This is a genomic window from Agromyces atrinae (assembly GCF_013407835.1).
Taxonomy (GTDB): Bacteria; Actinomycetota; Actinomycetes; order Actinomycetales; family Microbacteriaceae; genus Agromyces; species Agromyces atrinae.
In genome coordinates this window covers 1422449-1433883 of record NZ_JACCBI010000001.1, presented here as the reverse complement: position 1 = coordinate 1433883, position 11435 = coordinate 1422449, and the positions used below count along the sequence as shown (strand labels likewise).

The 11435-nt window shown below is 67.2% G+C and carries 9 protein-coding genes; 4 read left to right on the top strand and 5 right to left on the bottom strand.

Annotated features, from left to right (window positions below):
* Positions 1–33: 33 nt before the first annotated feature.
* Positions 34–1344, top strand: coding sequence for an ABC transporter substrate-binding protein (locus tag BJ972_RS06840; RefSeq protein ID WP_129173136.1), 1311 nt, complete (start codon positions 34–36; stop codon positions 1342–1344).
* Between the two features lie 269 nt (positions 1345–1613).
* On the opposite strand, the gene BJ972_RS06835 is transcribed toward BJ972_RS06840, so the two are convergent.
* Genes BJ972_RS06835 through BJ972_RS06820 form a run of 4 tightly spaced genes read right to left on the bottom strand, consistent with a single transcriptional unit; the run spans position 1614 to position 5398 of the window.
* On the bottom strand, positions 1614–2390 hold the full coding sequence (locus BJ972_RS06835; RefSeq protein ID WP_129173134.1) for an ABC transporter ATP-binding protein: 777 nt from the start codon (positions 2388–2390) through the stop codon (positions 1614–1616).
* On the bottom strand, positions 2377–3291 hold the full coding sequence (locus tag BJ972_RS06830; RefSeq protein WP_206736487.1) for an ABC transporter ATP-binding protein: 915 nt from the start codon (positions 3289–3291) through the stop codon (positions 2377–2379). Before BJ972_RS06830 ends, BJ972_RS06835 begins: the two co-directional genes overlap by 14 nt.
* Entirely contained in the window at positions 3281–4261 is a 981-nt protein-coding gene (locus BJ972_RS06825) for a branched-chain amino acid ABC transporter permease (RefSeq protein ID WP_129173401.1), read from the bottom strand. Before BJ972_RS06825 ends, BJ972_RS06830 begins: the two co-directional genes overlap by 11 nt.
* A gap of 15 nt (positions 4262–4276) precedes the next feature.
* Positions 4277–5398 carry a branched-chain amino acid ABC transporter permease gene (locus BJ972_RS06820; RefSeq protein ID WP_372487666.1) on the bottom strand — a complete coding sequence of 374 codons (1122 nt, stop codon included), beginning with the start codon at positions 5396–5398 and terminating at the stop codon, positions 4277–4279.
* A gap of 430 nt (positions 5399–5828) precedes the next feature.
* Here BJ972_RS06820 and guaB point away from each other — a divergent pair, with 430 nt between their 5' ends.
* From guaB to BJ972_RS06805, 3 genes are all read left to right on the top strand, one after another.
* Positions 5829–7331 carry an IMP dehydrogenase gene (guaB, locus tag BJ972_RS06815; protein ID WP_129173130.1) on the top strand — a complete coding sequence of 501 codons (1503 nt, stop codon included), beginning with the start codon at positions 5829–5831 and terminating at the stop codon, positions 7329–7331.
* An 83-nt stretch (positions 7332–7414) separates the two neighbouring features.
* Positions 7415–8539: a GuaB3 family IMP dehydrogenase-related protein gene (locus BJ972_RS06810; RefSeq protein ID WP_129173128.1), complete on the top strand. Its 1125-nt coding sequence runs from the start codon at positions 7415–7417 to the stop codon at positions 8537–8539.
* A 7-nt stretch (positions 8540–8546) separates the two neighbouring features.
* Entirely contained in the window at positions 8547–10277 is a 1731-nt protein-coding gene (locus tag BJ972_RS06805) for a glycerol-3-phosphate dehydrogenase/oxidase (protein WP_129173126.1), read from the top strand.
* 44 nt (positions 10278–10321) lie between these two features.
* Here the strand turns inward: BJ972_RS06805 and BJ972_RS06800 are convergent, their stop codons facing one another.
* Positions 10322–11092 (bottom strand): hypothetical protein, encoded by a 771-nt coding sequence (locus tag BJ972_RS06800; protein WP_179419927.1) that lies wholly within the window; start codon positions 11090–11092, stop codon positions 10322–10324.
* Positions 11093–11435: the final 343 nt, after the last annotated feature.

Here is an 11435-nt window from a genome sequence, read left to right as displayed (position 1 = left end):
TTGATGATGCATTTCTGAGTCCCAAGGAGCACCATGAGCGTATTCGCACGGGCTACGGCCTCCCGCTCGTCACGTGCAGTCTGGACGGGTATCGCCCTCGCGGGTGCTAGTGCCCTCCTCCTGACCGCGTGCAGCACGGGTGGCACAGCCACGACCCCCTCCGAGACCGCCGAGGCCACAGCCGACGCGTCGGAAGCCCTTCCCATCGCCGAGGGAGAGCGCGCGCTCGACCTCAAGATCGGCACGATCCTCCCGCAGAGTGGCGCTCTCGCGTTCCTCGGCCCGCCCGAGGAAGCCGGCGTCCAGCTCGGTGTCGACGAGGTCAACGAGGCAGCCGCAGGGGTCAACGTCGAGGTCGTCTTCCGCGACTCGGGTGACACCACGACCGACACCGCGACCGTCTCGGTCACCGACCTCCTCTCGCAGGACGTCTCGGCCATCATCGGTGCAGCGTCGTCGGGTGTTTCGAAGACGGTCATCGACCAGATCGTCGCCGCGAACGTCATCCAGTTCTCGCCCGCCAACACCTCGGCCGACTTCACGACCTACAACGACAACGGCCTGTACTGGCGCACGGCTCCGTCCGACGTCCTGCAGGGCGAGGTGCTCGGCAACCTGATCGCCGACGACGGCAACCAGACGCTCGGCCTCATCGTGCTGAACGACGCTTACGGAACCGGTCTCGCCCAGTTCACCAAGGACGCCTTCGAGGCGGCCGGTGGCGAGGTCGTCGCCGAATCGCTCTTCAACGAGGGTGACTCGAGCTTCGACGCGCAGATCTCCGAGGTCACGGCGGCCAACCCCGACGCGATCGCTCTGATCACGTTCGACCAGGCCAAGGTCATCACGCCCGCACTCGTCGGTTCCGGCTTCCCCGGCGACAAGCTGTACTACGTTGACGGCAACCTCGCCGACTACAGCGCCGACTTCGCTCCGAACCTCATCGAGGGCTCGAAGGGCACGCTGCCCGGTCTCGACACGGGAAGCCTCGGTGACTTCACCGACCGCCTCCTCGGCGTCGACCCCGACCTGACCGACTACAGCTACGCAGCCGAGTCGTACGACGCCGTCGTGCTCATCGCGCTCGCGGCTTACGCGGCCAACAGCACCGACGCGACCGAGATCGCCAAGTACCTCCAGCAGGTCTCGGGCGGCTCGGGCGACGGCGAGAAGGTCACGACGTACGCCGATGGTGTGAAGCTCCTCGCCGAGGGCAAGCAGATCGACTACGACGGAGCCTCCGGCCCGATCACGTTCGACTCGAACGGTGACCCGACCGAGGCGACGATCGGCATCTTCGAGTTCAACGCCGACAACACCTACAGCCGCATCGGTGACGGTTGATCATCAACCCTCACTGAGTGACTGAGAAGGGCCCCGGCTTCGGCCGGGGCCCTTCTTCTGTGCCCGCCCCCGCTGCGCCTCGCGTGCGCCGCTCGCCCGTCTCCGCAGCCCCTACGACCTTCCCCGTCTCGGCGTCACGACACGCTGGTCATCGGGCTCGTAGCCGGCGTGTCGTGACGCCGAGACTGTGGGGGTGGGGTGGGGTGTCGAGGGGAAAGAGAAGAGGGGGATGCCGGCGGCATCCCCCTCTGTCGTGCAGCGTGTACGGTCTACTCGTCCTGACCGAGCGTGCCGAGGTACAGACCGATGACCTTGGGGTCGTTCAGCAGCTCACGGCCCGTGCCCGTGTAGGCGTCACGGCCCTGGTCGAGCACGTATCCGCGGTCACAGATCTGCAGGCAGCGGCGTGCGTTCTGCTCGACCATGATCGTCGTGACACCGGCCTTGTTGATCTCCTTGACGCGCAGGAACGCTTCGTCCTGACGCACGGGGGAGAGGCCGGCGCTCGGCTCGTCGAGCAGGAGCACGTGAGGGCCCATCATGAGCGCGCGTGACATCGCGACCATCTGGCGTTCACCGCCCGAGAGCGAACCCGCTCGCTGGCCGAGGCGCTTGCCGAGCTCGGGGAAGATCTCGGTGACGAACTCGAGCCGCTCCTTCAAGCCCTTGGGCTTCTGGAACATGCCCATCTCCAGGTTCTCCTGGATGGTGAGCGTCGGGAACACGTTGTTCGTCTGGGGCACGAAGCCCACGCCCTTCGAGACGAGCTTGTTCGCCTTGAGGTTCGTGATCTCCTCGCCCTGGAGGTAGATGCCGCCGTCGCGCACCTTGACGAGTCCGAAGATCGACTTGAGGAGCGTCGACTTTCCGGCGCCGTTCGGGCCGATGATGCCGATGAGTTCGCCGGGGGCGGCCGTCAACGAGCATCCGTTCAGGATGTTCACGCCGGGCAGGTACCCGGCGGTCACGTTCCGCACGTCGACGACGAGTTCGGCGACGGGGGCTGCGGCTCCGCCCGCGGCGGGAGCAGGACTACTGTTCGTCATCGATGAGCTCCTTCACGGCCTCGACGTGCTCGGTGTCGGTCGATCCCAGGTCGGAGTCGTGGTGGGCGCCGAGGTAGGCGTCGATCACGGCCGGGTTCTCCATGACGGTGTACGGGTCTCCCTCGGCGACGACGCGGCCCTCGGCCATGACGATGACCCAGTCGGCGATGTGCCGGACCATGTGCATGTCGTGCTCGACGAAGAGCACCGTCATCCCTTCGGCCTTGAGGTTCAGGATGTGGTCGAGGAGCGACTGCGTGAGTGCGGGGTTCACGCCGGCCATCGGCTCATCGAGCATGACGAGCTGCGGGTCGCTCATGAGCGCCCGCGCCATCTCGAGGAGCTTGCGCTGGCCGCCCGAGAGACCCGCGGCGTAGTCATCCTTCTTCGCATCGAGCTTGAAGCGGGCGAGGAGGTCGAGGGCCTTCGCCTCGATCTCCGCCTCTTGCTTCCGCCAGATCGCCGGGATGAGTCCGCGGAACATGTGCTCGCCGCGCTGATCCTTCGCGCCGAGCTTCATGTTGTCGAGCACCGAGAGGAGCCCGAGCGACTTCGTCAGCTGGAAGGTGCGGATGAGCCCCATGCGCGCCACCCGGTAGGCGGCGACACGGGCGAGCGGCTTGCCGTCGAACTCCCACGTTCCCGTGTCGGGGCGGTCGAAGCCCGTCAACAGGTTGAAGAAGGTCGTCTTGCCGGCGCCGTTCGGGCCGATGAGGGCCGTGATGGCGTTCCTCGGGATCTCGACGTGGGCGACGTCGACGGCGGTGAGGCCGCCGAACGTGCGCTTCACGCTGTCGGCGATGAGGATCGGATCGACCTTCTTGACACCCGGAGCTGCTTCTCCGATGTGCAGTCCGGTCGTCTTGACGGGCTTGATGCTGGGAACGGCGTTACTTGACAAAAGCCAGCTCCTTCTTGTTTCCGAGGAGACCCTGTGGCATGAAGACAACTATCAACATGATCGCCAAGCCGACGAGGATGAAGCGGAGCTGACCGGCCTGGACCTGGGTCATGAAGGGGAGCCATCCCGCCTCGACCGCTCGGGCGATGAAGCCCGAGAAGAAGGAGAGGAGCACCCAGAAGACGATCGAGCCGAGGATCGGGCCGAGGATCGTCGCCGCGCCACCCAGAAGAAGGATCGCGTAGATGAAGAACGTGAGCGAGGGCTGGAAGTACGACGGCACCACGGCTCGCGGTAGGACGAAGAGCATTCCGGCGACGGTTCCGAAGACTCCACCGAGGATGAGGCTCTGCATCTTGTAGGCGTAGACGTTCTTGCCGAGCGAACGCACGGCGTCCTCGTCCTCTCGGATTCCCTTGAGGACACGGCCCCAGGGGCTGCGCATCAGGAGCCACGTGAAGATCGCGAAGATGATCACGAGGACCCAGGCGATCACGAGGAAGAACCAGACGCGATTGTCGAAGACCCACGGCCCGAACCCGTAGCGCCCGGGTGGGAACGGGTTGAAGGCGAGGATGCCCGTCTGGTACTCCGAGAGGCCGTTCGCCGAGCCGGTGACCGGCGCGAAGGTGTTGGTGGTGAAGATGAGCCTCAACACCTCGGCCGCCGCGATCGTGACGATTGCGAGATAGTCGGCTCTCAGTCGGAGTGTGGGTATACCCAGGATGAGCGCGAAGATCACCGACGCCGACAGGGCGACGAGGATGCACGCCCAGACGGGCCAGCCGAGCTTGAGCGCCGGGATGGCGTACCCATATGCACCGAGCAGCATGAACCCGGCCTGGCCGAAGTTCAGGAGGCCCGTGTAGCCGAAGTGGATCGCAAGGCCGAGGGCGGCGAGTGCGTAGGCGGCGGTGGTCGGGCTGATCAGCTCGACGGCCGCGTTTCCGAAGATTGCTCCCCAGTCGATCATGGCGTTCGCCCCCTATCCGATTCTCTCTCGGCGACCCAGGATGCCCTGTGGTCGGAACAGCAGTACGAGGATGAGGATGACGAGCGCACCGACATACTTCATGTCGCTCGGCAGCCAGAGCGTCGACAACTCGACGAAGAGACCCACGATGATCGAACCCACGAGGGCGCCGAACGCCGTCCCGAGTCCGCCGAGGGTCACGGCGGCGAAGATGAGGAGCAGGATCTGGAAGCCCATGTCCCAGCTCACGCCGGGGCGGAAGTAGGCCCAGAGGATGCCGGCGAGGCCCGCGAGGACGGCGCCGAGAACCCAGACGATACGGATGACGCGGTCGACGTCGATACCACTGGCCGCGGCCAGGCTCGGGTTGTCGGACACCGCGCGGGTGGCCTTACCGATCCTCGTCCGCAGCAGGAAGTAGCCGACGGCCATGAGCACGACGACACTGACGCCCATGCTCGCGATGTCGATCCACGACAGCGCCACGGCGCCGAAACGGATGTCGGCCGGGAGCGTCGCTCCGGGGAGCTGGCTCGTCGATCCGCCGTAGAAGAACTGGTACGTGTAGCGCATCGCGAGCGAGAGACCGATGCTCACGATCATCAACTGCACGAGGCCGACGCCGCGTTTCCGCAGCGGCTTCCAGATGACCGCATCGAGGCCCCAACCGAGGGCCGCGCTCAAGAGCAGCGCGATTCCGATCGCCGCCCACAGCGGCCAGGCGAAGTTCACTCCGAACGTCAGCACCATGAGTGCGCCGAACGTCACCATCTCCGCGTGGGCGAAGTTGGAGAGGCCCGTCGTTCCGAAGATGAGCGAGAGCCCGATCGCGGCGAGTGCGAGGAGGAGACCGAAGTTCAATCCGTTGATCGCGCGCTGCACGAACTGGTCGAAGAAGCTGACCGTCGTGCGGACGCCCTCGCCGAGGAAGAAGTTCACCGACGCGTTCTTCGTCAGTCCGAACTCGGCGTCGCGGGTCGCACTGCCTTCCGAGACGACGACGCCATCGGGGAGCGTGTCCTCATCGAGGGTGACCGTGTAGGTCGCCTTCTCCGGCACTCCGATGGACCAACGACCGTCGGCATCCGTCTCGGTCTCGGCTTCGAAGCCGTTTCCTTCGAGCGTGATGGCCACGCCCTCCAGAGGCTCTCCGTCGAATTGGACATTTCCGCGAAGGGTGAACTCGTATTCCTCTGCGGTATCCGATCCCTCCGCCCGCACCGTGTCCGCCATCGCAGGGGACGCTGCGATGCCGGACAGGGTGAGGGCGGCGAGGACGAATCCGAGGAAGACGAGTACCCACCTTCCGGGCGATGGTCTCGCGACCGAGTGAGCGGGTTTCACTGAACCTCCCAAGAGAACCGGCAGCTGGTGGCCGCGAGTCCGGTGTGGACCTGTCGACGGCGGTGTCGACAGTACGTGCTGATTATGTCCCACGTATTTCGTGATCCGTGCAATCAACCCTTGATTGTTATTCGGGGAATGCCACGAAGGCAAACGCGTTTAAGATGATCACAGCGCGAAGTGAGGCGGCCGGCCCGAGAAGCGTGGATGAAAGGGCGACATGGAAACGTCAGATCCGTTCGGTTTCGTGGGGCTGACCTACGACGACGTCTTGCTCCTCCCGGGGCACACCGATGTGATTCCGAGCGAGGCTGACACGACATCGCGTCTCACGCGCCGGATCAACGTCGCTACGCCGCTCCTCTCGAGCGCGATGGACACCGTGACCGAGAAGCGCATGGCGATCGGCATGGCGCGCGAGGGCGGCATCGGCATCCTGCACCGCAACCTCTCGATCGACGACCAGGCGACGATCGCCGACCAGGTCAAGCGCAGCGAGTCGGGCATGGTCACGAACCCCGTCACGACGTCGCCCGACGCGACCGTCGCCGACGTCGACATGCTGTGCGGCCAGTACCGCATCAGCGGTCTGCCCGTCGTCGACGACAACGGGATCCTCGTCGGCATCATCACGAACCGCGACATGCGCTTCGTCTCCGACTTCGAGAAGGCCACGACGCGCGTTCGCGACGTCATGACGAAGATGCCCCTCGTCACCGGCAAGGTCGGAATCGACCCCGACGACGCGATCGCGATCTTCGCGCAGCACAAGATCGAGAAGCTCCCCCTCATCGACGCGAGCGGCCGCCTCACGGGCCTCATCACCGTCAAGGACTTTGACAAGTCCGAGAAGTACCCCCTCGCGACGAAGGACGACGAAGGTCGTCTCCGCGTCGGTGCGGCGATCGGCTTCTTCGGAGACGCGTGGGAGCGCGCCGGTGCCCTCCGTGACGCCGGCGTCGACGTCCTCGTCGTCGACACCGCCAACGGCGAGAGCGCGGGCGTGCTCGACATCATCCGTCGCCTGAAGGCCGACCCGGCCTTCAACGCCATCGACATCATCGGCGGCAACGTCGCGACGCGCGCCGGCGCGCAGGCCATCATCGACGCCGGAGCCGACGCGGTGAAGGTCGGCGTGGGCCCGGGCTCGATCTGCACGACGCGTGTCGTCGCCGGCGTGGGCGTGCCCCAGGTCACCGCGGTCTACGAAGCATCCCTCGCGGCGCGCGAGACCGGCATCCCGATCATCGCCGACGGCGGACTGCAGTACTCGGGCGACATCGCCAAGGCGCTCGTCGCCGGGGCCGACACCGTCATGCTCGGCTCGCTCCTCGCGGGCACGGCCGAGAGCCCGGGCGAACTCGTCTTCGTCAACGGCAAGCAGTACAAGACCTACCGCGGCATGGGCTCGCTCGGCGCGCTCCAGACCCGCGGCAAGAAGACGTCGTACTCGAAGGACCGCTACTTCCAGGCCGACGTGCCGAACGACGACAAGCTGATCCCCGAGGGCATCGAGGGCCAGGTGCCGTTCCGCGGCCCGCTGTCGGCCGTGGCGTACCAGCTCGTCGGCGGCCTCCGTCAGTCGATGTTCTACGTCGGCGCCCGCTCGATCCCCGAGCTCAAGGCGAAGGGCAAGTTCGTCAGGATCACGCCCGCCGGTCTCAAGGAATCGCACCCTCACGACGTGCAGATCGTCGTCGAGGCGCCGAACTACACGCGCTGAGCTCCGCTTCCGCATCGATCGCCGTTCCTCCGCTTCCGCGGACGGGCGGCGATTCGCGTTGGGGCGCCCGGTAGGCTGGAGAGGTGAGTCAGGAAATCGAGATCGGACGCTCCAAGCGGGGCCGTCGCGTATATGCCTTCGACGACATCGCGATCGTTCCGAGTCGTCGCACGAGAGACCCCGAAGACGTGTCGGTCTCGTGGTCGATCGACGCCTACCAGTTCGACATCCCGTTCCTCGCCGCCCCGATGGACTCGGTCGTCTCGCCGCGCACGGCGATCATGATGGGTCAGCTCGGCGGCCTCGGCGTGCTCGACCTCGAGGGCCTCTGGACCCGCTACGACGACCCTGAGCCCCTGCTCGCCGAGATCCGCGGCCTGCACCCCGATGCCGCGACGGCGCGGATGCAGCAGATCTACTCCGAGCCGATCAAGCCCGAGCTCGTCTCCGCGCGTCTCGCCGAGATCCGCGCCGCCGGTGTCACCGTCGCCGGCGCGCTCTCACCGCAGCGCACGCAGGAGCTCTACGAGACCGTCGTCGCCGCCGGAGTCGATCTCTTCGTCATCCGCGGCACCACCGTCTCGGCCGAGCACGTGTCGAAGACGCAGGAACCCCTGAACCTCAAGAAGTTCATCTACGAGCTCGACGTGCCCGTCATCGTCGGCGGCGCCGCGACCTACACGGCCGCCCTCCACCTCATGCGCACGGGTGCGGCCGGCGTCCTCGTCGGCTTCGGCGGGGGAGCAGCGTCGACGACCCGCGCCTCGCTCGGCATCCACGCTCCCATGGCCACGGCCGTGGCGGATGTCGCGGGAGCGCGACGTGACTACATGGACGAGTCGGGCGGTCGCTACGTACACGTCATCGCCGACGGCGGCCTCGGCCACTCGGGCGACATCGTCAAGGCGATCGCGTGCGGCGCCGACGCGGTCATGCTCGGTTCGACACTCGCTCGTGCGACCGATGCACCCGGCGGCGGCTACCACTGGGGCCCCGAGGCGCATCACGCCGAGCTGCCGCGCGGAAACCGCGTGCACGTCGGGCAGATCGCCCCGCTCGAAGGCATTCTCTACGGTCCGGCACCGCTCGCGGAGGGCTCGGCGAACCTCGTCGGCGCGCTCCGTCGCTCGATGGCGACGACCGGTTATTCCGATCTGAAGGAGTTCCAGCGCGTCGAGGTCATCGTCGCGCCGTATCACGGGGGGTAGGCGTTCCATGGCGAAACCGAAGACGGTCACCCGATCGAACAAGCTCGGACCGGAGGAACGTTCCGCCGCGCTCGAACGCCTCCGCACCCGTGAGGTCGACGTGCTCGTCGTCGGCGGCGGGATCGTCGGCGCGGGAGCGGCCCTCGACGCCGTGACCCGCGGCTTGAGCGTCGGGCTCCTCGAGGCCCGCGACTGGGCGTCGGGTACGTCGTCGCGCTCGTCGAAGCTCGTGCACGGCGGCATCCGTTATCTCGAACAGCTCGACTTCCGCCTCGTGCGGGAGGCGCTCATCGAGCGCGGGCTGCTGCTGCAGCGCATCGCGCCGCACCTCGTCAAGCCCGTGAAGTTCCTGTACCCGCTCGAGAAGCGGTTCTTCGAGCGCCTGTACATCGGCGCGGGCATGCTCCTCTACGACCTGTTCAGCTACTCGGGCGGGCGCCCGCCCGGTGTGCCGCACCACCGCCACCTCTCGAAGCGGCAGGTGCAGAAGTCGATCCCGTCGCTCGCCGACGGCGCCCTCATCGGCGGGCTCACCTACTACGACGCGCAGGTCGACGACGCCCGATACGTGTCGTCGCTCGTGCGCACGGCCTCGTTCTACGGCGCGCACGTCGCCTCGCGCGTGCGGGTCGAGGGCTTCGTCAAGGTCGGCCAGCGCGTCGTCGGCGTGAAGGCCCACGACCTGCAGACGGGCGAGCGATTCGAGGTGCGTGCCAAGCAGGTCGTCAACGCGACCGGTGTGTGGACCGACGACACGCAGCGCATGGTCGGCGAACGCGGAACGTTCAAGGTGCGGGCATCGAAGGGCGTGCACCTCGTCGTGCCGCGCGATCGCTTCCAGTCGACGATGGGTCTGCTCCTCCGCACCGAGAAGAGCGTGCTCTTCGTCATCCCGTGGGGCCGACACTGGCTCATCGGCACGACCGACACCGACTGGGACCTCGACAAGGCGCACCCGGCAGCGACCGCCGCCGACATCGACTACCTGCTCGAGCACGTCAACCGCGTGCTGCGGGTTCCGCTCACGCGCGACGACGTCGAGGGTGTGTACGCGGGCCTGCGGCCCCTCCTCGCGGGCGAGAGCGACCAGACCTCGAAGCTCTCGCGCGAGCACATCGTCGCGCACACGGTTCCCGGTCTCGTCGTCATCGCCGGCGGGAAGTGGACGACGTACCGCGTTATGGCGAAGGACGCCATCGATGCGGCGGCCGACGCCCTCGACGGGCGTGTTCCGGCCTCGACGACCCAGGACATCCCGCTGCTCGGAGCCGAGGGGTACCAGGCGGCGTGGAACAAGCGCGGCAAGATCGCGCGCGCGTTCGGCGTGCACAAGGTGCGCATCGAGCACCTGCTGAACCGCTACGGCACGTTGACCGACGAACTACTCGACCTGATCCGCGCGGACGCCTCGCTCGCCGAGCCGCTGCCCGGCGCCGACGACTACATCGGTGCCGAGGTCGTCTACGCGGCGTCGCACGAGGGCGCACTGCACCTCGATGACGTGCTCGCCCGTCGCACGCGCATCTCGATCGAGGCGTGGGACCGCGGTGTGGAGGCTGCTCCCGTCGCCGCGCGCCTCATGGCCGGCGTGCTCGGATGGGATGACGCCCGCACGACACTGGAGGTCGAGCGCTACCTCGAGCGCGTCGCGGCCGAGCGTGCGTCGCAGCTGCAGCCCGACGACGCGTCGGCCGACCGGGCCCGCCTCGAGGCGCCCGACATCTCGCTCTTCGAGTAGGTCGCGCCCGGAGCCTGCGCCACTTGTGCACAGTTCGCGCCACATCACGTGGCGCGAACGCGAGCGAACTGGCGCATTCCTGGCGGAGCCCGGCGATCGAGGGGAAGGCCCGCGCGGACGAGGAGGGTGCGGAACCGCTGCACGTCCCACGCGTCGTCCCATCCCCAGCGGATGCATCGCCATCCGGTGAGGCCTCGGATCTCATCTTCGCGACGCTTCTCGGCGATCACGACCTGCGCCGCCGTCATACCGGTGGCGCCGGCCTGCGAGAGCCCGAGGTACTTTGCGGCTCCATCGGCCTCGCCCCAAATTCCGAGTTCCGGCCAGGCGAAGTCGAGGTGGGCGTCGCGTCCCGATGCGAGTCGAACCGTGTGCTGCAACACCGGAGCGGGGCAGCCCACCTGTTCGAACCTCCATCGACTCAGCGATTCGAGGGGTGACTCGGCGAGCGTCGTCGCACGTCTCAGCACGGCGTCGATCATTCTGGTGCCGGGCTGCCCCCGGAAGTCTGCAGCCTTCGCATCGAGCTCCTCTGCGGTGCAGCGCGCGCTCCGAACGCCGGAGCGATCGACGAGGAGAGCAGCATCGGTCATCACGAGTGCTGTGAGAATCGGCTCGCGCCGGGCGATATCGATGAGGGTGTCTTCGAGTGAAGTGACCCGCAGGCCGTCGATGTCGACGATCGACTCGGTGCCCCGCCGCGCGAACTCGCGTGTGCCGTTCCGGCGTCGACCTGACGAGGTCGGCGAGAGCAGATGGAGGTCAGTGGGCACGGGACCGACGAGGGGCAGGCGGTGGAGGATCGCCGATGTCATCCCCGCGAAGACGGCATCCCTGCGCTGCGTGTCCGCCGCACGCGCGAGCGCCCGATGCTTCGCGAGCGGATCGGCGGCGTCGAACGCAGCGGTATCGACGTATGCGCCGCGACGGAGCGGCGATATCCGCCCTGACCTGGACTCAGCGAGGAGTCGAGAGTGTCGCCCCTGCGCGAGTGCATCGCTCGCGCGTGTGAGCTCGATCTCTGACGAACGTCGATCCGAACGGTCCATGGCTCGATTGTGCGTAAGCACACTCCACCCGCGCGCTCGCGCAGCGCTCGCAGTGGACACCGCGCCCAACCGGTGTGCTGGGGAGGAGTGCGCGGCGCATGCGCCAGTT

Coding starts and splice junctions, on each gene's coding strand:
- BJ972_RS06800 (WP_179419927.1), bottom strand. CDS start 11,092: ATGACATCGGCGATCCTCCACCGCCTGCCCCTCGTCGGTCCCGTGCCC.
- guaB (WP_129173130.1), top strand. CDS start 5,829: ATGGAAACGTCAGATCCGTTCGGTTTCGTGGGGCTGACCTACGACGAC.
- BJ972_RS06835 (WP_129173134.1), bottom strand. CDS start 2,390: ATGACGAACAGTAGTCCTGCTCCCGCCGCGGGCGGAGCCGCAGCCCCC.
- BJ972_RS06805 (WP_129173126.1), top strand. CDS start 8,547: ATGGCGAAACCGAAGACGGTCACCCGATCGAACAAGCTCGGACCGGAG.
- BJ972_RS06840 (WP_129173136.1), top strand. CDS start 34: ATGAGCGTATTCGCACGGGCTACGGCCTCCCGCTCGTCACGTGCAGTC.